The organism is Bacillus sp. FJAT-47783 (genome assembly GCF_022808615.1).
Lineage (GTDB): Bacteria > Bacillota > Bacilli > Bacillales > Aeribacillaceae > Bacillus_BZ.
This window is the reverse complement of record NZ_JAKZKS010000027.1, coordinates 19,432-41,961: the sequence shown is the minus strand read 5'-3', so window position 1 is coordinate 41,961 and position 22,530 is coordinate 19,432. Positions and strand designations below refer to the sequence as shown.

Sequence of the window (22,530 nt, the reverse complement as noted above, 5' to 3'; positions counted from 1 at the left end):
GTCATTCTTGAACAATCAACTAGATATCGACCGTGTTACAAAATCTTATTTAAAGTTTCAAACTCCTAAAGAAAACAGAAGCAATATTATTGTTTTTTTTCTGATTCTTCTTGATGCTTTTGGACTGCTACCAATTGTGGCAGAGCCATTTTCCCGTGACTTTTTTATTGCGGCTACTATTCCAATTTCCATCATTCACCTATGGGCATTTTTGTATATTTTTGCCCCGTACAAATATGAACGTTCTTACTATTTATTCTTCGGCTTCTATGGGGTTATCAATACCTATGTATATTTTCTTGTCAGCCAGAAGCTTTTGTATGCAAACATTGGTACAGAGGGACCTCTGCCCTTTATTATTGGACTTATATGCCTAATAGGATTGATAGGTCTTCTAAATTGGGTTAATCTTAAAGCTTTATATTCAGGAACCTATGCGAAACTTCAGCAAAAGGGTGCAAATGTAAATATTTCCCGCATTATTGCAGCGTCTGGATTAGGTTATGTTATTGCACAGTTAATCCTTACTTATATTTACAGTGAATCAGTTCGAATGATGATTTTCATTTTACTTTTATCCATCTTATCAATTTTCACTGCGTTTTGTTCTGTTTATATTCACCGATATTTCTTTATTTTAAAAAACTACGAGACGGTAAAAAAAATTCATCCGAATTTTGGATTGCCTAAAAACTTAAGAAAATAAGCTACCTATCGTAATTAGCTCTAAAGTAGGACAATATTATTTAGAAAGGGATAATTGCCATGAATGTTATATTGTCTAATAAAGATATCTTTCTACTAATGAATATTCTAGGGGCAGAATCTCTAATCGGCATTTCAAACCCCTTTTTACAGCATAGTAAAGAAGATATGGAGAAAGAATGGGAAAGAACCTTTAAAAAACTCCATAACTTGGGTTTTGTTGACTTTGTAGAGAGCGAATTAAAGTTTGATAAGACATTTATTCACTCAATGTGGGTGATGGCAAGGACAAATGTAATCGTTGAGACCATGACTGATGATCTGGACAAAAGCCTGTTGTATTTTAATAAGGAAGCTGTCACAGAGTGCAAGAGGTTAGAAGAAGAGCAATACTTAGTTCTCGTCCATGGGACTCCTGAGTGGACTTGGAATCATGTTCTCTTACCACGTATGCTGATGGGGCAAGAGAACCTTCCAATCCGATCCACAGACACCCTGCTAATTACTCCAGATGATTACAAAGTATATTGTGAAAGGTGTGAAATACATAATCCAGAGGAGTTGTCTAAAAATAACGAATTAAAAAGTAATAGCTTGATCGTTAGACAGTTCAATAAATCAATCCAAAGGAAAAAATATTCGAAGAGAATGATGATGTTTTATCGGTTGAATAAATGTTGGAATGTAGAGGGACTTCATGTTCTTGCCTCGCCATCATATAATTGGACATTAAAGATGGTGAATAGAAATGGACAAGAGTGGCTTGAAGCAAAACAAGGAACAAGTAAAGACATATTAAAAGAAGTACTAGATGTAATAAAGTGTGTGAAACAGGAACAGCCAGTCAAATAAAGAGAAGGTGTGTAAGGACATTGCTATTTAAAAATAAAGATCATTTAGACCTAAATAAAAAATGGTACGGCGTCGGAATCATGTCAGAAAACGGTCTATCGGACGAACAATATGATAGGCTAACAAATAAAATTCTAGATGCCGTTAACAATGTTGGGATGACGTCCGACTTGATTAGAAAGGAATGGGATGAAAAGCAATTAAATATTCTTAATCAACGAATTCAGAATCGAAGGTTATCTGATCCATGCTTCATTGTAAATGAAATGGTTCCTGAACTTATTGAAAGAGAGAAAAAGCTCCTGGAGAAGAATCATAAGTGGAGAAAGATGCTTGGCCTTCTGATGCCAATTGAATACATGGCTGCAGAAACTAGAGCGATATTTAATTTTCGTCACACACTTCTCTATACTGATGATTTGGAAGAAGTAGTTGAATTTCTCAAAACGAGTAACTAAACACACCATTTACTGGTGTGTTTTATACTACTTTGTAATGAAGCAAGAGTTAAGATATCTTTTACTGATAAAGCTCTACAAATCGCCCGTCATTTATTAAGAAGTATAGGTTAGGTGCTTAGCGCATAGTGAGGGGATAAAATGAAAAAAAGAAAAAAAGACATCTGAAGCTTGAACAAAGACAAAAACAAAAGAAGAAAAGGGATTTGGAGAAAAGAAAAGAAAACGTAAGGAAGAAGCATTTAATAGGGAGAAAGAGTCGACGGCAACAAAATTTTTTCGATCGCTAAGTATATTGTTACTTTTAGCTCCAGGTTGGTATTTGCTGACAAGTCATCTTGAAGCTGAATATACAGAACAGGCGTTGATTAAACCTTATTATTCGTGGATCAAAACCATTTCAGTCGGATACTGGACTATTGGGTATAATCCTAGATCTTGCTCATTTCTTCACATTATTGGCAGATTTACGTAAACATACAGAGGACTTGTTGGTTTCTGTATACCATTGTGTAATGTTTATGTAACTTGGACTTGGTATATTAACTTATTTTCTTATTGCTTAAATCAAACTCCCCCTCTAATTGGATAAACAACTATTGCGTACAATGCTCGTTCACATTAAAATGGGGATAACAACTAAAAGGTAAAAAATGGTGATCAAATGGGTAGTTTTATTCAAAGTTTAGAAGCATCTTTACATAAAGGTTTTATTAATCAACAATCTAGTAAGATTGGAAACTATAAACCTAAGTTATTAGTTAATAATGCCGAGAAAAATGAATATATTTTAACCTCTTTATTAGAGGAATTAGATCATTGTACGTCCTTTCTGTTTTCTGTTGCTTTTATCACAGAGAGTGGATTAGCTACGTTGAAGTCTCATTTTCTTGATTTGAAACATAAAGGAATTAGCGGGCGGATTTTAACGTCAACGTTTTTACATTTTAATCAGCCAAAAGTGTTCCGTGAACTCATGAAGATCAGCAATTTAGAAGTACGTTTAACGAATTTAAAAGGTTTTCATTCGAAAGGATATATTTTTACTCATAATGACTACTATTCATTAATTGTCGGAAGTTCGAATTTAACGGCACATGCATTAAAAGTTAATTATGAATGGAATGTGAAACTTACATCTCATGAAAATGGAGAAATCGTTCATCACTTTAAACAACAATTTGAAGAAGTTTGGCAAGAGGCGGACATATTAACGGCACAATGGATTGAAAACTATGAAAAGGTGTATGAACAGCTTTCAAACAGAAAATTATCCGACCAAGTCATTGAGTTGCCAAGCTCTTATGAACCGAATGCTATTCAAGAAGCGCTAAAAATACACCCGAATAAAATGCAGCAAGCGGCTTTACAAGAAATTGAAGCCCTTCGATTAGAAGGTAAGAAAAAGGGGTTAGTGATCTCTGCCAAAGGTACGGGAAAAACCTATCTTTCAGCATTTGATGTAAGACGATTTGCGCCAAAACGGATGTTGTTTATTGTTCATAGAGAACAAATTTTGCATAAAGCGAAAGAGGATTTTCAAAAAGTCCTTGGTGGACCAAGTAAAGACTTTGGTATTTTGGCATGAACGAATAAAGAAACAGAAGCGAAATACTTATTTGCGACCATTCAAACGATATCAAAAGAACATTATTTAACTCAATTTGATCCAGAAGCATTTGAATATATTTTAATCGATGAAGTACATAAAGCAGGGGCTTCGTCCTATCATCGTGTTATTCATTATTTCAAACCACAATTTTTGATGGGAATGACGGCTACTCCTGAACGGACAGATGATTTTAATATTTATTCATTATTTGATTACAATATTGCCTATGAAATTCGCTTGCAAGAAGCATTAGAAGAAGATATTCTGTGTCCTTTTCATTATTTTGGTGTTACTGACCTTGAATATAATGGGGAAATAATCAATGATGCAACTATTTTAACCAGGCTTGTTACGGAAGAGCGGGTGCAGCATTTGGTTGAAAAAATTGAATATTACGGTTTCTCTGGAGAGAAAGTTAGAGGGCTGATTTTTTGCAGCAGGAAAAAAGAAGCTGAACAACTCTCGATAAAATTAAATGAAATGGGGTATCAGACGGTCGCTTTAACAGGGGATCATTCTCAAGAGGAACGGGAGCGACGTGTTCGCCAATTAGAAAATGGAGATCTTGACTATATTTTAACCGTAGATATTTTTAATGAAGGAATCGATATCCCGAGTATTAATCAAGTTGTTATGTTAAGACAAACACAATCGAGTATTGTTTTCATTCAGCAGCTTGGAAGAGGCCTCCGTAAGCACGAATCGAAGAACTATGTAACGATTATCGATTTTATCGGTAATTATAAAAATAATTACTTAATTCCAGTCGCACTATCAGGTGATCGAACACAAAATAAAGACAATATTCGCAGAAAGATGATTGATACAAGCTATATTAAAGGCGTGTCAACGATTCACTTTGAGGAAGTCGCTAAGAAACAAATTTTGCGATCGATTAAAGATACCCGACTAACCAAATTAGCAATGCTAAGAGAAGCATTTAATGAGTTAAAAAATCGACTAGGAAAAATTCCTTTTTTGTATGATTTCATCACAAATCATTCAATAGACCCGCTCGTAATTGTAAATGAACATAGCAATTATTATCAATTTTTATTGAAACTTAATGAAGATATCCCAGTCATATCGGTTTATGAAAATCAAGTATTAACGATGCTGTCACAAGAAGTGTTGGATGGAAAACGGAAGCATGAACTACTTTTATTAGAGATGCTACTTGCTGAAGGAGAAGTGGAATTCGATAAGTATCTTGTTTATTTACGAGAATCGAATTGTTCAACAGATGAATCGGTTATCGCCTCCGTTCAACGTATATTTGATTTATCGTTTTTCACGCGAAGTCATCAAAAGAAATACGGGGAGCAACCAATCATTAAATTGACGGCAGATAAAAAGTATATACTTAATCCCACGCTACGAGCTAGTTTAAGTGAAAATCAATATTTTAAGGAATTGGTCCAAGATATTATTAAAAGTGGGATAGAGAAAAATAAAACGTTTCGCAGTGACGAACCTTTCACGTTATATCAAAAGTATTCGCGAAAAGATGCATGTAAGCTATTAAATTGGGAAAAAGATGAAAGCTCCACTGTTTATGGCTATAAAACAAAATACCAATCTTGTATTATATTCGTTACCTATCATAAACAGGATGAAATTGATTCTAGTGTAAATTACGGTGATGAATTTCTCAGTCCAGATTTGTTCAAATGGTATACAAGAAGCAATCGAACACTAAAGTCAAAAGAAGTGCAAACGATTATAGAAGCAGAAAAGAATGGAATCGATATTCATATGTTTGTGAAAAAGGATGATGATGAAGGAAGGGACTTTTATTATTTAGGAAAAGCGGTCCCTGATCCATCTAGTATCGAACAAACAACGATGAAAGATAAAAAAGAGAAGGATATCCCAGTGGTACATATGAATATGGTGATGGCGAACCCTGTTCAACATCAGTTATATCACTATATTAAGAACATTGGTAACAATTAATAGCTAAATATAAAAGCGAAGCTACGTAAAAAGAGCTTCGTTTTTATATTTAAGAACCTAAGTACATTGATAGTGGGATCAGGCATAATTTATTTTGAGTTTGAGAGTAAACTATAGTTAGAAAGGTTGTTCACATGGAATCCATTGTAGATCGTGGACAGTCAAGTATTTCACTCAGCGTCAAGATAAAGCTGAAGCACTTTTAAGAACAACGATTGAAAAATTATTGAGAATAATGAACGTTACACCTATTGTTTCGCATTTACGTTTCTTCATTCCAGATGAAAGAGCTTATCTCCCAATTTGGCTAATGCCAGTATAAAAGCTTTATTATAATAAAAAGTTGGCACCCAAAATAGTTGCCAACTTTCCAGAAAAATTAAAATAGAAGGTTACAGATTAAGAGCATTGAGATTTCAATGCTGTTATAAAATATGTTTAGCGATGATCCGATCAAGCTTTCGAATATTTACTTTCTTATTCAAGTTTAATTTAAAACAACCGGCTTTCGTCCATAATTCCAATTCTGCATTAGCGTCTAGCATACCACCATTTTCACTTGAATACATGATAATAGAGTTAAAGGGGATTGTGTAAATTTCAACTTTTTTCCCTGTTAGTCCCTGACGATCTGCAATAATGAAGCGCTTATTTGTTACGACAGCTACGTCTCTTACGGTCTTATAAGCTACTTCTACTGATTCATCGTCAATTAGTATTTCTTCTATTTCTCTAGGTACAGGAACTTCCTCATAGAAAGTCCACGACATAATTGTACTAACATCCGCCATAAGCACTCGACCTCCAAATAATGTAAAATCTAGCGTTTTTATTATATAGCACATATTTACATAAGTAAATGTTATTGAAAGGGTATATCACTTATAAATATTATCGGGTTTTATTTGAAAGCACTGCGTCACATGAACTTTTAATCTGAACTAAGTAGATAAAAACTATAACAAAGCCTTTTTGATTCTTCAGTAACCATTCTAGGTTATGGATTGATTAACGTTTATGAAGGGAAGGTAGTCCCGCTAATAGTGGATGATGGGGAGTAGCTTTGATAAAGTGAAGTGATGTGAAACATTAAGGTAACAGTCCTCTTAAAGCAGATGTAGGCTCTTGGTTTAAATAATAGAGTAAGAGGTGTCATTCTTGAACAACCAACTAGATATCGACCGTGTTACAAAATCTTATTTAAAGTTTCAAACTCCTAAAGAAAACAGAAGCAATATTATTGTTTTTTTTCTGATTCTTTTTGATGCTTTTGGACTGCTACAATTGTGGCAGAGCCATTTTCCAGTGATTTTTTTATTGCGGCTATTATTCCAATTTCCATCATTCACCTATGGGCGTTTTTGTATATCTTTGCTCCGTACAAATATGAACGTTCTTACTAATTATTCTTCGGCTTCTACGGGGTTATCAATACCTATGTATATTTTCTTGTCAGCCAGAAGCTTTTGTATGCAAACATTCGTACAGAGGGTCTCTGCCATTTATTATTGGACTTATATGCCTAATAGGATTGATAGGTATTCTAAATTGGATTAATCTTAAAGCTTTAGAAGTTTTAATGTTGAAAATAAATTTTTCCTGTTTATCAAAGATTTGTGTGAAAAAATGAGACAATTTACTTATTTGTTACTGATATTGGGAAATATTTCTTTTTGAATGGAAAATGATATAATAATATAAAATGTAAAAAGTTAATATTTTGGTAGATATTAACAAAGTACAAATCATGCTTTGGAGTTCTATTTATTCTTTTATCAATCACCTCGAAGAACAACATAAGGAAATTATTGAAAACAAATGGATCATTTGGGTTGTTGTTTTAATTGTACTACTGGCTGGAAGTGGCTATGCATTTTCTGGTAAGCTGAAGTGGAGCTGGCCGAGTTTGGGATATTGGTATAGGATGTAAACCTAAATAAATTAAAATAGCCGTTCTCTAAAATATTAATGTTTACTACTTACTACAATAAAAATAAATTATAGGGTTGAATCAATGATTACTGTATCTAATTTAGAAAAATTATATGGAAAAAATAAAGTCTTAGACAAGCTCAATATTAAATTTAGTTCAACAGGTACTGATATTATAGTTGGTGTCAACGGTTCTGGGAAGACCACCCTGTTAAACTGTATATGTGATATTACTCCTTTTCAAAATGGCGACATTCAGGTAGATTCCATTGACCATAAAGAGAAAGAAGCAAAACTGAAAATGTATTATATTCCTTCTGATTTCTATCTTCCTGAGTATTTGTCGGGAAAGGAATATGCGGACTTTGTTTTCAATCGATATGAAAACGCAGATGAACAATTTTTTCAGTTTGTTATTGAACTATATCATTTGAAGGAAGCTATTTATAAAAAAATTAGTGGCTACTCCTATGGGATGAAAAAAAAGCTGCAAATAGCCGTGTCTCTGTCCTTAAGGGTGCAGTATATTTTCGCTGATGAAGTTTTTAATGGCTTGGATTATGAGAGCTACCTTTTAACAGAGTATTTAATTAATAGGCTATCAGGAGATCGGAAATTCATTTTAATTACCCACAATATGGATTATATTAATCGTAATCCACAGGCGGATGTTTATTTATTGAGCTACGGAAAAATGCAAGTAATGAAGGATATAAGCAAAATTGAGGAAATAGTAATTAATAATGGAGAATTAAAAAACTACTATGACAAAATTGACCGATTCCTTAACGATAACCAAAATTCTACTAAATGAAGTTTTTAATAACATTTTATCCAATAGTATTTTTAAAAAGAGAAGAAACAGGTATATTTTACTTGCCTGCTTGGTTGTGGCTTATGTCCTGTACTTTCTTTTGAATGTGTCTGAACTGAATAAGATTTTTGTCAGTGAAGCCGAGACAACTATGGAAATGCGTAATATCTTATTTTCGAGTCTCACCAATGTTATCCTAATTATTTCGGGTATAATTTATCTCATTGTTACGATTTCTTTTTCCATTACGAATAGAATGCAATATCAGCTCAAAATTTTGCCATTTGAGAAAGGTAGTATTTGGCTGGGGAGTATTTTCTTTCAATTGTTATTGGGATATAGTTCTTTTTTGATTATCTTTGCTATTATTATCCCTTTGCTGAAGCTTTTTCATTTTTCTTTATCACTAAATTTATTGATTTTGGTCTATTGTCAGCTCTTGTTTTTGGGCAGTGTGTGCTTCTATTATTTTGTGTTTTACTCTGTAAGTAAAATCTTGAAGCTCACGTATTACAACATTAATAATATGATATTAGTTGTTTTTCTTTTCTTTTACTTTTTCATTTTCCGATTCAAAATCGATTTGCAAGTCAAATCTATGAAGTTGCAAATTAACCATATTTTTGTTCTAATATTGATTTTCTTGCTACTTGTTCTAACTGTTTTGTTAGCACTTGCCATTTATTTTCTTCAATCCAAAAATAGTGAAGAGATGTATTCTTCGTCAGATTTTTATTCGACACGGTATACCATTCCGATGAATCAAGTGACATTCATTTTATTAGGGACATTTAGGAATAAGCTCACAATAAGATTAATTGGAATCGTAGCGCTCTTTTTCAGCTTATCCTATATTGATACGAAAGATTTTGTCATTGCCATGACAACTCTTGTTTTTGTATATCCTGTGATTGCATTTTCAGCAATTCGTTATTATAGTACAACGGTATCTTACCGGAAAATGAATCCATTTTTTGGACTTACTCCGTTCCGTGAGACGATCATAACCACATTCGTAAATTGGCTAATAAATCTCCCATTGATTATCACAGCGATTGGACTTCAAGGAGATTATGAGAAAACAGCATATTACGGTTTTATCATTTTTGAGGCAGCACTTATCATGGGTATTATATTCCCCAAAAATAAAAGCTCTGTTAATGAGTTCTCTGCGTCAGTTCTATGTGTCATTATCGCTGTTTCCCTATACCTAATTTCGAAAAGCTTCCTTATATTCATAAGCATATTATTGGTTCTTACTCTTATAAAATATTCTTTGATAAAAAGGAGTTTTCTAGATGAAGCTATCTAAGTTTATCTTTCTTGGAACAGTTCTTTATCTTTTTCTATTTTTGTTTGATTATTTTATTACCTTGTTTTCCATTGATGAAACAGGGGTTTACATGTCAAAACTTGGATTGAAAATAGACATGATTATGAATGAAGAAGAGCTTTTTACGACATTTTCCTTAACACCTCAAATCCTTGTCACTTATGGGATTTGGTTATTATTTATTTGCCTGTGCTATTTTGGAATAAAAAAATTCAGAGCCAGAAGTATCTCTAGTTAGAAAATAATGGATAATTTTATTATCTTTATAAGGGAGTTTTTGATTGTCTATTTGATGGTAATCAGTGTGATGGTGGTGCACGAACTCATTCATCTTCTCTTTATTAAAGTATTCAAGAAAGAGATTAAATCCATCAAAATAAATCTGTTAGGTGGAAAGGTTTCGTATTTGAATGAAAAGAGGTACTTAGAAATGTTGATAATATCGATTGCGCCAAATAATTGGATTTGGGCATTTACGGAACCATATTAGCATTTATCTGTCTCCTCAATCTCCTTAATCTTCTTCCTTTCACAGCAGACGGCTCTGCTATCATTTACGCTACGGTTAAGATGGTCCAAGCGAAGAAGAAAGGGTTTAGTGCTTCGAAGTTGTAAAAAAGTAGGAGCGGGGCATATAGGATTAGGAAAGCAAGTGGACGGTTCTGGGCGCTTCCTTTGGTACTCGAAGGAAGCTGGAGAAGAACGGATTTACTAACTCGGTGGTTTTTAAGAGCCCCTGCTAGACTAAAATAATAAAAAAACTTAAACGGTTAAACTAACACAGTTATTGGTTTAGCCATTTTTTGTTTTACTTTGTTCAGGTATTCGACGGGGGTTCTTTTGTATTGGAATCTCTTTATATGCTCATCTGTTCTTTCTTTCCAATTTTCCATCTCTTCACACATCAAATAGTTGGGGGAGAATTCGTTATTCTACAAAGCTGAAAATAAACAAAAAACCTTAGAACCTTGATGTTACAAGATTTCTAGTTTTTTTGCATTGCTCTTTAATGAGGAAATTAATTAACGAAAGTAAAACTAAACAGCTTTCTTTGAAACAAAATTCTCCATTTTTTTCAGAAGATCATATCAATCGGAGTATAATAAAGTTGGCTAAATAAAAACAGTTGACACAAGGGGGTTATAATGAAAAAGAATGTGCAAGTTGTTGGAGCTGTCATTATAGAAGATGGAAAAATATTATGTGCGCAAAGAGGAGAAGATAAATTATTGCCTTTGAAATGGGAGTTTCCAGGTGGGAAAATTGAAAAAGGTGAGTCACCAAAGGAAGCATTGCGTCGCGAAATTGAAGAAGAAATGGGCTGTAAAATCGATATTGGTGAACAGATTGAACATACAGTTTACGAATATGATTTCGGAATTGTTCATTTGACGACTTTCTCTTGCCGAATTATTGAAGGGGTTCCTGTGTTAACGGAGCATATGGCTGTTAAATGGTTAGAACCCCATGAATTAAAGTCCCTAGATTGGGCGCCAGCGGATATCCTGACAATTGAAAAATTATCTGAAGATCAGCAATCTAGAAGTACGTTTAACCAATTTAAAAGGTTTTCATTCGAAAGGATATATTTTTACTCATAATGACTACTATTCATTAATTGTCGGAAGTTCGAATTTAACGGCACATGCATTAAAAGTTAATTATGAATGGAATGTGAAACTTACTTCTCATGAAAATGGAGAAATCGTTCATCACTTTAAACAACAATTTGAAAGAGCCAACGATTAGAAAAATAATAAAGGAATTACAGGGATTTTCTTTAGTAGAGCAGCAAGGTGAGAGATCAGCATTTTATTGTATAAAACAGCAATATTTTGAAGTTTAGTTTTAAAAAGTACGATTTGTAAAAAGCTCTAGGCTCCTTTTAGCCTAGAGCTTTAATGCTATATCAAAGCGCCTCTCTAATCACCTTCTTATAATAAAGCACAGACAGAATACCAAATATGGAATACAAGGCGGTATAAAGGATCATAACGATGATCATCGGTGTCCAAAGCTCGGTCCCGAATAAAAACCAGCCAGATTGGACGGCAAAATAGCTATGAAGCAGCCCGATGACTAAAGGAATGCCAAAATTAAAAAATTGTTTGGATTGAATGCCTTTTAGCAAGTCTCCTTGGGTGAAACCGAGCTTTCTTAATATGGTGTAGTTCGGCTTTTCATCTTCACTCTCACCCATTTGTTTAAAATAAAGAATACAGCCGGACGTAATAAGAAAGGTTAGCCCTAAGAAGCCGACGATAAACATGATGAGTCCCATGTTTTTTTTCTGACTGTTGCTCATTTCAAGGCGTGAATCGTGCGAAAGGTTATCGTGAAAGCTAGCTTCTTTAAATAAATCATTTGCTTTTTCAATATGTGCTTCCTTTACGATATCAATACCGATATAAATGGATGATTCTTTTTGAATTTCTGGATCTAAATCGTTTTTTAAACGTTCAAAGATTGCTTCGTCGACAATGGCTGTAGGCATTCCACCATTTGTAAAATACAATGAAATCGGGTAATCGTGTTTTAACCCTAAATATTTCTGGGAAATAACTTCACTTTTCCCCTTTAATTCGATTTGTCCCTCATTTTTTAATGGCATAAATTTTTGCAGTAAATCATTATAACCTGTAAAAACCGTTTCATCTTTTGACAATTTGATATGATCAACCTCTTTTTCACTAATAACGGGAGTGAGTAGGGCCTTTGCGTCGACTTGTAATTCTTCTAAATTTGAATCTAAAAGGTTCTCAATATTAAATTTTGCATAAATCACTTCAAGTCTATTTTCTTGATAGGGAATATCGTTCGCACGTAAGGTTTCCATAAATTGCTCAGCGTCTTGTGTATTTGTCATCGAAAAATCCGATGGCACATAATTTTTAGCCTGTTTCTCCGCTGAGTAGTAAGAAATGTAACTTAACGACAATAAACCGATTGCGAGTGCGGATACAGTCGTAATAATTGTTAACAATAAAGCGTTTGATTTCATCCGAAACATAATGGATGTAATGGATAATACTTCATTGATTGTTAAATAACCATCTTTCCTCTTTCGAATTAAATGTAAAATAAAGCTGACAGATCCTTTATAAAATAGGTACGTTCCAATGATGACAGATGCTAGTATAAAGATCATGGCAAGGAACAATTCATTCATCGTTGTAAAGTCGCCACCAAATAATTTTGATGAAACATAGTAGCCGACAATGATTAACCCAATGCCGAAAATCCCGATAATCATTTCAAACAAGGACATTTTCTTCACTTTTGCTTCTGTAGATGAAACGACTCTAAACAGTGATAAAATACTTTGTTTTTTAATATATACATAGTTCATGAACATAATAAAGAGGTATATAACAGTAAATACAATAAGTGTTTGAATGAGCGCTTGTATTGAAAAATGGAGCCGTGCGATCGCTTCGACACCTGTAATGTTAAATAAGATCATCATAACTAATTTTGAAGCAGAGAATCCAAGAAAGATTCCGATTATTAACGAGCCGAAATAAAGGATAAAATTTTCTACAGTAAGAATGCGAAAGATCCTTCTTTTCGTCATTCCGATAACTTGTAATAATCCGATTTCTTTACTGCGTCGTTTCAAAAAGAGGTTATTGGCATATAAAAGAAAAATCGAGACAATCGTAACGAGTAGGACGGATGCAGCTCGAATAGAAGCGGCACCTTTTATCGATCCTTTGACTTCATCCGTTGACGGGTCATATTGTAAGGTGACAAAGGCGAAATAAAGGGCAACACTAAAGATTAAGGCAAAAACATACAAGTAATAATTTTTTAAATTCTTTTTCAGATTTCTTACGATTAGTTGATTAATGCTCATATTGCACCCCGCCTAAAACACCTTGTGTTTTCATAATGGCTTGTAAGAGCGTCTTCCTTGATTCTTCGCCTTTATTTAACTGTGTGTAGATTTGCCCATCCTTTATAAAAATGACTCGATTCGAGTAGCTAGCTGCAACGGGATCGTGCGTAACCATCATGATCGTTGCGTTTCGCTTTTGATTTAAGTTGCTTAATTTGTTTAATAAATCCGAAGCGGACTTTGAATCAAGTGCCCCTGTTGGTTCGTCAGCGAAAATAATGCTCGGTTCATGAATAAAGGCGCGAGCTGCTGACGTACGTTGTTTTTGCCCACCGGAAACTTCATTTGGGTATTTCTCTTTTATGTCATAAATACCTAACTCTGTTGCCACTGATTTGAATTTTTGTTCCGCTTCTTTTTTCGGCACTTTTGAAATCGATAACGGCAACAGAATATTTTCTTTCACGGTAAGCGTGTCGAGTAAATTGTATTCTTGAAAGATAAATCCTAAATGATATTTTCGAAATTCGGCTAGTTGCTTTTCTTTCATCCGAGTAATTTCTTTTCCATCAATTTTGATGGTCCCGTCACTAACCTTATCAATCGAAGAAAGAACATTAAGCAATGTCGTTTTACCCGAACCAGATGCACCCATGATGCTAACAAATTCGCCTTGTTTGATACGTACGTCTAAACCCTTTAGCACTTCTTGTTTATTAAATTTATTGCCATAGCTTTTATGAATTTTATTTGCTTCTAGAATATTCATATCGAAACACTCCTCTCGTTTTTCTAGATTTAGTATAAAAGGCTTTAGTTGTTCTTTTCCTTCGATTGAACGAACAAATAGGAAAAGCATGTGACATTTTTGTCACATGCTTGTGATCTTCACGAACCCATTCTGTTTGGGGAAGATTAACGTAAAGGTTGTTCCTATTTCAAGCTTTGAGTGAACATCTATATGTATCGATAAGGAGTCTGCTACTTTTTTTGTTAAATATAACCCCATGCCAGTTGCTGAATGATCATGATGGTTTGTAGTTGATGTAAAGCCTTGATCAAATATTCGCGGTAAATCCTTTGGATCAATTCCCCGTCCGTAGTCTTTTACTTCTAAATAAGTTTGATCATTTTGTCGGTAGCTTTTAATGATAATATCAGATGCCTCGCTATATTTAACTGCGTTCGTTAAAAGCTGTCTGATGATAAACGCTAGCCATTTCGCATCACTAATAACGTCTGTTACCTCTAACTGTATGTCAAATCCTATCCCTTTTTGGATACACCACGATTGTAATGTTTTAATCTCCTTGTAAACCAATGATTCTACATCAATATGTTCCACATATAAATCATTTTCAATAAAGGATATTCGTTTTTGATGAAGCTGTTGATCGAGCAAAAGGTGGATTCGCAGCCATTCATACGTTAATTGCGCTTTCATCGTTTCATCATCTAATCGCTCAATGATTAAATGCATCGCGGTCAATGGTGTTTTGACCTCATGTATCCAAGATAGTAGATCATCTTTTTCCTGTTCTACTATCATTCGATTTTGTGAAGCTTCATGCTTCAGTCGTTGCGCCTGATCAGTCATACTCTTTTCGACCATTTTTTCAAAAGGGCTTATTGGACTAGCTAAAGTTGTGGTATCTAGGTTATCGTCCCGTTCTTCCAAACTTTTATAGAAGTTCGTTTCTTTTTGATAGCGAATGATAAGAAATATGGAAAAAATAATAATCGATAAATAGACAATATAAAGGATTGGCTGAAATGGAATCGCTGAATCAATAGAGGCGATAAAAAGGCTTAGGAATTGTAAGCATAAAAATAAAAGGATCCAACTTCGTCTTTCGATCCAATATTTCTTAATCATTGGTTTACTTCATCCTTTGCAATATAACCTTGTCCAATCTTCGTCTCAATATATCGTCCTATGCCGAGCTCATCCAATTTCTTTCGCAAGCGATTAACATTTACGGTTAATGTATTATCACTAATAAAGCGCTTATCATCCCATAAGCTATTCATTAATGCTTCACGACTTACAATTTTATTTTTCTGTTCAATGAGGATTTTTAAAATGAAAATTTCATTTTTCGTTAACTCAATTGATCCAAGATCATTTGTGACTGTATTTTTCTCGAAATCGACTGTTGCACCGCACCATGTTTTGAGATGAATTTGTTCTGTATTGTAATTATAAGTGCGGCGAAGAATTGCCTGTATTTTCGCAATAAGTACATCGAAATGGAAAGGTTTTTGGATAAAATCATCAGCGCCGAGCTGCATGGACATAACCATGTCGGTAGGATGATCCCGAGACGATAAAAACAAAATTGGAACATTCGAATGGGAGCGAATCATTCGACACCAATGAAAGCCATCAAATTTTGGCAATTGAATATCAATGATCACTAAATCAGGTTTAATCGCTGTAAATTCTTGAATGACTTTACTAAAATCGGTTATTCCATACACGTCATAAGACCACCCGGCTAACCGATTTTTTATTTCAGAAAATAGAGTGACATCATCTTCAATTAATAATAATTTAAACAATGGATTCACCACACTAGCATGTCTTTTATTTAAGTTTATAGCAAAATATGTAAGTGTGCTATAGGTTGATTGTGTTGTTTATATAAAATTTGAACAAAAAAATCCCGTAAAAAGAAAACAGCTTTCTTGTACAGAACTTACCTAAGCAGTCTATTCCAATTGAGGCACCATTCCGGCTGTCTTAAAGTAGTGCCTACCCTTAATACATAAAGATGTTAACAGAGCAGGGTGAGTGGGCCATATTCCATTTTGACTATATTTATAAAAAAATAGTATTAAATGAATAGTGATTACAAAATGTATACATGTAAACATTAAGTGTACAATATGTTTGCAATACCGTTTACATGTATACAAACATGTTTACATTCAGTAATATCAATGTGTGTACAATTTTCACTCCTTGTATACAATGATGTATACAAGTATACTTTTTTGAACACAACTTTAGGATGATTGTAGAATCTGTTTCCGTATTATACCATATAACTATATGGTGATTTATTTAACCATATAGTTAAAATTGGAAAGGATGATTTTATGAGTAAAACTAGAGTTGCGGCGATCGATGTAGGTAATGACTCAGTGAAGGCGATTTTTGGAAAAGCTGAATATGAACTAAGTATTCCGAATGTTATGGCAAGAGATACTGAAGATAGGCCAGTCATTGGAATTGAAGAATTAAATAGTAAAGATCCTCTAGACGGTATTCATATTAGAGTCCACTCCCCTGCTTTAAAGGAAAACAATGTTATTTATCGCGTAGGTAACTTAGCCACTAAAAGTGACAATGCCACTGAATTAGATCCCGGAAGTACGAAATCAGAAGAAGATCAAATATTAGTCATGCTATTTGCTACTTTAGCATTAGATGCTGTTAGAGAAGAAAATGAACATATATTTAAAAAGAGTCATAATGTCATAGATTGTCATTATACACTCGGAACGGGGCTACCTATTCGAGAAGTGAAAGAAGGAAAAGACGTAGGTTACCGTTCGCGTCTATTAAGCTCTGTCCATCAAGTTGAATTTTTAGTTACGCCTAAGTATCAAGGTTTAAAGGTTAACATTAAGTTTGATCAAGTGAAAGTATATCCTGAAGGTTTTGCTGCTTATATTAATTTAGTTATGGATAATGATTTCAATATCATTAATAGAGATTTAGTAGATAAAAGAATACTCATTCAAGATATTGGTGGATTATCAACGGATATTGCAGTCATCAAAAACCGAAACGTAGACGATGATAAAGCACAAGGGTTTAATATTGGGGTATCCGAATCGTTAGAAGCCATTAGGGAAGAGATAAGAACGAAACACGGTGTAGAGCTAGATAGCCGCCGAGATGTAGTTGAAATCATAACGAAGAAACAAGATAGAAATCATATTATGGTAAAAGGTAGTCGGACAAGTGTTCATGATATTACCGACAGAATTTTATTCGAGTTAGCGAAAAAGCAATATCGTCTTTTACGTAATGTTTGGCAGAAAAATTCCCAAACGGAAATTTGTTATTTTGTAGGCGGAGGATCTATTGTCTTAAAAGATTACCTAAAAACGCTAAATAATAACTTAGACGGTTACAATATTGGTTTTTTTGAAGATGAAAAAGAAAGTATTTGGATGATGGCCAATGCTTATTATAAATTAATCTCTGATTATGTTAGAAAGACGAATAAAGGAAAAGAAGTGCAAAAAGTAGAAAAATAAGGGTGATTGCATGACGAACAAGGGAATGACTCGAATACAAAGGGGACAGGCCATTACGTTTCGTATTCCTTCTGACACTCCTGATCACATTATTAAGCAATTGCAAAAATTAAAGGAAACAGAAAGAAGAAACTTTTCTAGTAAAATGGCAGAGTTTGCATTGGAAGGTGTTCGCAAATCCTTGTCAAAAGAAAGAGAAACCGTAACGATCCCACTTCCAAAGCAATTGAGCAAGGAACAACGGAATTGGCTTAGACATTCACATTCAGAAGCATTGTTAGGAAATATCGTTTATCAGTTGTTAGCAGACCCTGTTCGGGCAACATCAGTACTAGCTTCCCTAAATAGTTCAGCCGTTGATATAAATGAAGCATTATTTCTACAGGAAAGTGAAACAACCCGTTCTGATGAAGAATTGAAAACAGAGCGTCCTCTCTCTAATATAGGGGAACATAAGGAAATAGAGGCAGTCGACGAAGACTTGATCAACTTTGATTTACAAAAGGCTAGACAAGAGTTAGTTTCTTCAGTCGAAGAGGTGGAAGAAGAGGATGCTGAAGATTTACTAGGTGATTTTTTAGCACAAATGAACAAGTAAAATAAAGGTGCCTGACCGTCAGTAGAATAACTAGGGTCAGGCATTGTAATTACATGACTGTATAGCATGATGTTGCTTTAAGGGCTATCGAAAGTAAAAAGAAAACTAATCAAGAGTCTTTTATTCGCATAATTATTTGAATTTACTTAGAGATTTCTTGTAGTTGCTCATACCCTTCTTTTTCTGCATGGCCTAATAAGTAAAGGAAAGCAAATGCGGGGATACGAATAATTTTTGTATTTGTTTTATGCTTGGTCATACCGTAGTCATCATCACTTCGGGTAACTACAATTGCTCCTTTTGTTTGAGAATCATTTGCCCATTCTACAATAGCCTCATTTTCGGAAATAGTTGAATTTTGCCTATACTTCACTTCAATTAAGATACGACCAATTGGAAATGAAACAATGATATCGATTTCTTTTTGAGTTTTCGCATTTCGATAATACCCAATTGAAGGGTGTTGATCATAAAAGAAGGTATGGATATGTTTGTATACGGCTGTCTCAATGATTGTTCCCATCTCTAATGGATCTGTAAGAACTTCTTCGCCTAACATTAGTACAGCATTACGAATGGCAGGGTCAGCTAAATAGACTTTTGGTTTTGATTTTAATATTTTTTTCCCTTTAAGTTCAAAAGGTTTACTCGTGTAGATTAAGTTAGCATGCTCTAATAATTCTAAGTAATTACTAATTGTCGGTCTTGAAACACCTATTTCTTTTGCAATTGTTTCAGTAACAACAATATTTCCACTTGTGATACAAAGAAATAGAAAGATTTTTTCAAACTCAGAGACGTTGCGTATATTAAATAATGAGACAATGTCTCTCTTTATGACTTTATCTACTACATCTTCCCGAATAATTTTTTGAGCAAAAGAAATATCACGAGTTTTTGCAACTTCAGGAAATCCCCCAATTAAAAGGTATTGATGAAAATGTTTTTGCAGGGGCTGTAATGAAATCATGATAGAAGAAAGTGTTTTTTCATCCAAGTTTCCTAATTGAGTTGGTTTAATATTTCTAGGTAAGTCAGGTTTATTTGCTTCAATTAAATCAATGTATTCATAAAAGGACAGTGTAGGTATTTTAATTTGTGTCCATCTACCAACTCCACTTTCACTCATTTTTGTGGTAAGAATAGGACTTGCAGAGCCAGTGGCCATTATTTTATAGGTAGGGTGCTGATCATATAAGGTTTTAAGCCAAGTGTCCCAATCTGTTGCATACTGAATCTCATCAAAAAATAAAAATAATTCTTCTGAACCTTGTGATATATTGTTTTCAAATACCTCAAGAATGTCCCCAATATCACAAAGTTTAAGCATTGGGTGATCAAAAGAGACGTATAGAATTTGTTTAGAGGATGAATGATTAAGAATGTCACTAATCATTTGATACATAATGGTCGTTTTTCCAACTCGTCTTGGACCAGAGAGAATTACTTCGCGCCTAATCTCTGTATGGTAGAAATATTTTTTGGCTTCATAAAATGCCAACCTTTTAACTGGCTTTTCAAAATCACGAGGGATTTGACCGCTATTCCACCAAGGATTAAAGCCTAATAATACTTTTAAGATTTTTTCTTGAGATATAAAGGACACTGTATTCACCCCTTATTTAATTTTATCTATATTTTATATTTATCTCGAAAAAAATTAAAGTATGTTTTACATTTTTCCCGTAATTATTGAAATTTAAACACAAAAAATATAATTTGGGGTCCTGATCACTTCAGTAAAGATTTTCGGATTCTTTCCGATGGGTTGACCTATTTTCCAATCCAAAGTTTTTCAGTACTTTAGAAGAAAAATTAGCGAAAGCACAACGTATTCTTTCCAGACGTAACTTGCAATCAAAAAGAAAAAAGCCATTGTTGCAAGAAAAGAATTATCAAAAGTAAAAGAGAAAAGTTACTCGACTTCCCGAAAAAATAGCTAATGCTTGCAAAGTTTACTTAGATAAAATTTCAATCGAGATTGTCAAAAGTATTATCGGTATCGTAAGTTTGTCTGTAACTAATATGCAAAAAAATCACAAATTAGGATTGTGACCAAAAGTCGGGGGTGATAATTTCTATAAAATATGTATTCACCTCAATTCCCTCATTTTTTGCAATATAAATGTTTGCAATGGCTAATAAGTTATGGATTTTGTCACCCCCAAGTGAACCACAAATTAGCTAAAACAATTAGCGAAGTGTCATGGTCACAATTAGAACAATGTTAGAGTACAAATGTAAATGGTACGGAAGCCAGTTATGAGATACTTCCTTTTATCAATAACCAAATGAAATAGGTCTGAACGATAACGCCATCGCCAAACGAGTTCACTTTCCTTTTGTTCTCTCTCAATCGAATCAAAAGAGGGGACAAGGCCATGTATAAAACGTTTTATTCGCTTTCGAACTCCCCGTTTCCAAAGGATTTGCGTCCTTCTGATGAGTATCGTTCAACCCATTATCAAGGGGCTCTCGAAGGGCTCCATTATTTAAAAACATCCAAAGGAAGGGGGCTCCTCACTGGTGAACCTGGTGCAGGGAAACACTTTGCGTTACGTTCATTTAAAGAGTCTCTAAATCCAGCACTGTATCATGTCGTCTATTTTCCTCTTTCAACGGGTGGGGTCATGGACTTCTATCGAGGGCGCCTTTTATTATTTTCAGAAAATAAAAACTTTTATCACAAAAAATCCTAATTATACAACGATTATTCAAATCGAACCCCTTTTAACAAAACAATTAAATTAGATACTCTAAGACAACTATGTATATATATTCACAAACTTTAATGACCATACGGATTATTTGTGAAATATTTCACAAATCAATAGCCTTCCTCTTCACAGCAAGGTACTTATAAAACCGAGTAAGATAAGGGTGTAAAGAAAATGAATATATCAAGGAGGGAAGTAAGATGAAATACCCACTCCATGTTACTTCAGAAATAGGAGAACTGAAAACGGTAATTTTACATCGACCCGGAAGAGAAGTTGAAAATTTGACGCCAGAATATTTACAACGATTGTTGTTTGATGATATTCCATTCCTTCCGGCTATTCAAAAGGAGCATGATTATTTTGCAAGTGCTCTTCGTAACCGAGGTGTAGAAGTCTTATATTTAGAAACGCTTGTTGAAGAATCCCTTCATACTGATGAACTACGTGAGCAATTTGTCGATCAAATTTTAGAAGAGAGCAAATCAAATATAAACGGTGCAAGACAAAACTTAAAAGATTATCTGCTTAAAGGTTCAACAAAAGAGCTTGTTGAAAAGGTCATGGCGGGTGTACTAAAAACAGAGATTGAACAAGATAAAAAAGTTCATTTATATGAGCTAATGGCTGATCACTATCCATTTTATCTAGATCCAATGCCAAACTTATATTTTACTCGAGACCCAGCAGCGGTCATCGGCGGAGGCATATCCATAAATAAAATGAATGAAAGTGCTAGGGTTAGAGAGTCCATTTTTATGGATTATATTATGAACCATCATCCACGATTTGCAACACAAGATATTCCAAAATGGATAACACGTGATTCCCAGTTCTCAATGGAAGGTGGAGATCAGCTCGTACTGAATAAACATACGGTTGCAGTTGGCGTAAGTGCACGATCTACTGCACAAGCCATTGAAAAAATGGCGATTAATTTATTCGAACAACAAAAAGATATCACAAAAGTAATAGCTGTTGAAATCCCTAAATCTCGAGCTTTCATGCATTTAGATACCGTGTTTACAATGGTTGATTATAACAAATTTACGATTCATCCCGCAATTCAAGGACCAGAAGGGAATATGAGAATTTTCATTCTGGAGAAGGGGGAAGAAAAAAGACGAGTAAAAATTCAGGAACGGAACAATTTAGCAGAAACATTAAAAGAGGTTCTTGGGTTAGATGAAATTGTATTGATCCCATGTGGTGGTGGAGATCCAATCGCATCTGCACGTGAGCAATGGAATGATGGTTCTAACACATTAGCTATAGCTCCAGGCGTTGTGATGACATACGATCGAAACTATGTATCTAACGACTTACTAAGACAACATGGCTTAGAGGTTATTGAAATTCCAAGCTCTGAACTTTCAAGAGGTCGTGGGGGCCCACGTTGCATGAGTATGCCAATTTACCGAGAAGATATTTAGTTTTCATTAA

The 22,530-nt window shown here is 34.1% G+C and carries 17 protein-coding genes and 4 pseudogenes; 15 read left to right on the top strand and 6 right to left on the bottom strand.

All coding sequences use genetic code 11. The features are described from left to right. The first annotated feature begins 7 nt into the window (after nucleotides 1-7). From MLD65_RS15625 to MLD65_RS15610, 4 genes and pseudogenes are all read left to right on the top strand, one after another. Nucleotides 8-706 (top strand): hypothetical protein, encoded by a 699-nt coding sequence (locus tag MLD65_RS15625; RefSeq protein ID WP_243292786.1) that lies wholly within the window; start codon nucleotides 8-10, stop codon nucleotides 704-706. Between the two features lie 59 nt (nucleotides 707-765). Then, the gene (locus MLD65_RS15620) at nucleotides 766-1,557 is read left to right on the top strand and encodes a hypothetical protein (protein WP_243292785.1); all 792 of its coding nucleotides are present in this window, start codon (nucleotides 766-768) and stop codon (nucleotides 1,555-1,557) included. A 20-nt stretch (nucleotides 1,558-1,577) separates the two neighbouring features. Then, a complete protein-coding gene (locus MLD65_RS15615) occupies nucleotides 1,578-2,015 on the top strand; it encodes a hypothetical protein (protein WP_243292784.1) in 438 nt (145 codons plus the stop codon). 664 nt (nucleotides 2,016-2,679) lie between these two features. Next, nucleotides 2,680-5,583: pseudogene (locus MLD65_RS15610) on the top strand (DEAD/DEAH box helicase). A gap of 425 nt (nucleotides 5,584-6,008) precedes the next feature. Here MLD65_RS15610 and MLD65_RS15605 read toward each other — a convergent pair. After that, on the bottom strand, nucleotides 6,009-6,374 hold the full coding sequence (locus MLD65_RS15605) for a PH domain-containing protein (RefSeq protein ID WP_243292783.1): 366 nt from the start codon (nucleotides 6,372-6,374) through the stop codon (nucleotides 6,009-6,011). 1,223 nt (nucleotides 6,375-7,597) lie between these two features. Between MLD65_RS15605 and MLD65_RS15600 the strand changes: the two genes are divergently transcribed. The 6 genes and pseudogenes from MLD65_RS15600 to MLD65_RS15580 all read left to right on the top strand — a co-directional run. Next, the gene (locus MLD65_RS15600) at nucleotides 7,598-8,329 is read left to right on the top strand and encodes an ATP-binding cassette domain-containing protein (RefSeq protein ID WP_243292782.1); all 732 of its coding nucleotides are present in this window, start codon (nucleotides 7,598-7,600) and stop codon (nucleotides 8,327-8,329) included. 598 nt (nucleotides 8,330-8,927) lie between these two features. After that, nucleotides 8,928-9,641, top strand: a complete 714-nt coding sequence (locus MLD65_RS15595; RefSeq protein WP_243292781.1) for a hypothetical protein — start codon at nucleotides 8,928-8,930, stop codon at nucleotides 9,639-9,641. Next, complete coding sequence (locus MLD65_RS15590) at nucleotides 9,628-9,900, top strand: hypothetical protein (RefSeq protein ID WP_243292780.1); 273 nt, start codon at nucleotides 9,628-9,630, stop codon at nucleotides 9,898-9,900. The genes MLD65_RS15595 and MLD65_RS15590 overlap by 14 nt, the downstream gene beginning before the upstream one ends. 6 nt (nucleotides 9,901-9,906) lie before the next feature. Then, nucleotides 9,907-10,152 (top strand): metalloprotease family protein, encoded by a 246-nt coding sequence (locus tag MLD65_RS18490; protein ID WP_481748541.1) that lies wholly within the window; start codon nucleotides 9,907-9,909, stop codon nucleotides 10,150-10,152. A 655-nt stretch (nucleotides 10,153-10,807) separates the two neighbouring features. Then, nucleotides 10,808-11,263: a (deoxy)nucleoside triphosphate pyrophosphohydrolase gene (locus tag MLD65_RS15585; RefSeq protein ID WP_243292779.1), complete on the top strand. Its 456-nt coding sequence runs from the start codon at nucleotides 10,808-10,810 to the stop codon at nucleotides 11,261-11,263. Further along, nucleotides 11,196-11,396 (top strand): annotated as a pseudogene (locus MLD65_RS15580) (phospholipase D-like domain-containing protein); the annotation flags it as partial. The gene MLD65_RS15585 and the pseudogene MLD65_RS15580, both read left to right, overlap by 68 nt. A 175-nt stretch (nucleotides 11,397-11,571) precedes the next feature. On the opposite strand, the gene MLD65_RS15575 reads toward MLD65_RS15580, so the two are convergent. The 4 genes from MLD65_RS15575 to MLD65_RS15560 all read right to left on the bottom strand — a co-directional run bounded on the left by MLD65_RS15575 (nucleotide 11,572) and on the right by MLD65_RS15560 (nucleotide 16,062). Then, a complete protein-coding gene (locus MLD65_RS15575; protein ID WP_243292777.1) occupies nucleotides 11,572-13,518 on the bottom strand; it encodes an FtsX-like permease family protein in 1,947 nt (648 codons plus the stop codon). Next, on the bottom strand, nucleotides 13,508-14,269 hold the full coding sequence (locus MLD65_RS15570; RefSeq protein WP_243292776.1) for an ABC transporter ATP-binding protein: 762 nt from the start codon (nucleotides 14,267-14,269) through the stop codon (nucleotides 13,508-13,510). The genes MLD65_RS15575 and MLD65_RS15570 overlap by 11 nt, the downstream gene beginning before the upstream one ends. Before the next feature lie 102 nt (nucleotides 14,270-14,371). Continuing rightward, nucleotides 14,372-15,376, bottom strand: coding sequence for a sensor histidine kinase (locus MLD65_RS15565; protein WP_243292775.1), 1,005 nt, complete (start codon nucleotides 15,374-15,376; stop codon nucleotides 14,372-14,374). Next, the gene (locus tag MLD65_RS15560; protein WP_243292774.1) at nucleotides 15,373-16,062 is read right to left on the bottom strand and encodes a response regulator transcription factor; all 690 of its coding nucleotides are present in this window, start codon (nucleotides 16,060-16,062) and stop codon (nucleotides 15,373-15,375) included. Before MLD65_RS15560 ends, MLD65_RS15565 begins: the two co-directional genes overlap by 4 nt. A 540-nt stretch (nucleotides 16,063-16,602) precedes the next feature. On the opposite strand from MLD65_RS15560, the gene MLD65_RS15555 reads away from it, so the two are divergent. Beyond that, complete coding sequence (locus tag MLD65_RS15555) at nucleotides 16,603-17,772, top strand: ParM/StbA family protein (RefSeq protein ID WP_243292773.1); 1,170 nt, start codon at nucleotides 16,603-16,605, stop codon at nucleotides 17,770-17,772. 10 nt (nucleotides 17,773-17,782) lie between these two features. Then, nucleotides 17,783-18,370, top strand: a complete 588-nt coding sequence (locus MLD65_RS15550) for a hypothetical protein (RefSeq protein ID WP_243292772.1) — start codon at nucleotides 17,783-17,785, stop codon at nucleotides 18,368-18,370. Between the two features lie 142 nt (nucleotides 18,371-18,512). Here the strand turns inward: MLD65_RS15550 and MLD65_RS15545 are convergent, their stop codons facing one another. After that, the gene (locus MLD65_RS15545) at nucleotides 18,513-19,976 is read right to left on the bottom strand and encodes an ATP-binding protein (RefSeq protein WP_243292771.1); all 1,464 of its coding nucleotides are present in this window, start codon (nucleotides 19,974-19,976) and stop codon (nucleotides 18,513-18,515) included. A 117-nt stretch (nucleotides 19,977-20,093) separates the two neighbouring features. On the opposite strand from MLD65_RS15545, the pseudogene MLD65_RS18485 reads away from it, so the two are divergent. The 3 genes and pseudogenes from MLD65_RS18485 to arcA form a co-directional block, all read left to right on the top strand. Continuing rightward, nucleotides 20,094-20,636 (top strand): annotated as a pseudogene (locus MLD65_RS18485) (transposase); the annotation flags it as partial. Between the two features lie 115 nt (nucleotides 20,637-20,751). After that, nucleotides 20,752-21,051 (top strand): annotated as a pseudogene (locus MLD65_RS15535) (AAA family ATPase); the annotation flags it as partial. Between the two features lie 236 nt (nucleotides 21,052-21,287). Further along, a complete protein-coding gene (arcA, locus tag MLD65_RS15530; protein ID WP_243292769.1) occupies nucleotides 21,288-22,520 on the top strand; it encodes an arginine deiminase in 1,233 nt (410 codons plus the stop codon). The last annotated feature ends 10 nt before the right edge of the window (nucleotides 22,521-22,530 follow it).

What these genes read in the sequence shown, in the direction of transcription:
- MLD65_RS15620 (WP_243292785.1), top strand. Translation starts at nt 766, where the DNA reads ATGAATGTTATATTGTCTAATAAAGATATCTTTCTACTAATGAATATT.
- MLD65_RS15605 (WP_243292783.1), bottom strand. Translation starts at nt 6,374, where the DNA reads ATGGCGGATGTTAGTACAATTATGTCGTGGACTTTCTATGAGGAAGTT.
- MLD65_RS15600 (WP_243292782.1), top strand. Translation starts at nt 7,598, where the DNA reads ATGATTACTGTATCTAATTTAGAAAAATTATATGGAAAAAATAAAGTC.
- MLD65_RS15595 (WP_243292781.1), top strand. Translation starts at nt 8,928, where the DNA reads ATGAAGTTGCAAATTAACCATATTTTTGTTCTAATATTGATTTTCTTG.
- MLD65_RS15590 (WP_243292780.1), top strand. Translation starts at nt 9,628, where the DNA reads ATGAAGCTATCTAAGTTTATCTTTCTTGGAACAGTTCTTTATCTTTTT.
- MLD65_RS18490 (WP_481748541.1), top strand. Translation starts at nt 9,907, where the DNA reads ATGGATAATTTTATTATCTTTATAAGGGAGTTTTTGATTGTCTATTTG.
- MLD65_RS15585 (WP_243292779.1), top strand. Translation starts at nt 10,808, where the DNA reads ATGAAAAAGAATGTGCAAGTTGTTGGAGCTGTCATTATAGAAGATGGA.
- MLD65_RS15575 (WP_243292777.1), bottom strand. Translation starts at nt 13,518, where the DNA reads ATGAGCATTAATCAACTAATCGTAAGAAATCTGAAAAAGAATTTAAAA.
- MLD65_RS15570 (WP_243292776.1), bottom strand. Translation starts at nt 14,269, where the DNA reads ATGAATATTCTAGAAGCAAATAAAATTCATAAAAGCTATGGCAATAAA.
- MLD65_RS15565 (WP_243292775.1), bottom strand. Translation starts at nt 15,376, where the DNA reads ATGATTAAGAAATATTGGATCGAAAGACGAAGTTGGATCCTTTTATTT.
- MLD65_RS15555 (WP_243292773.1), top strand. Translation starts at nt 16,603, where the DNA reads ATGAGTAAAACTAGAGTTGCGGCGATCGATGTAGGTAATGACTCAGTG.
- MLD65_RS15550 (WP_243292772.1), top strand. Translation starts at nt 17,783, where the DNA reads ATGACGAACAAGGGAATGACTCGAATACAAAGGGGACAGGCCATTACG.
- arcA (WP_243292769.1), top strand. Translation starts at nt 21,288, where the DNA reads ATGAAATACCCACTCCATGTTACTTCAGAAATAGGAGAACTGAAAACG.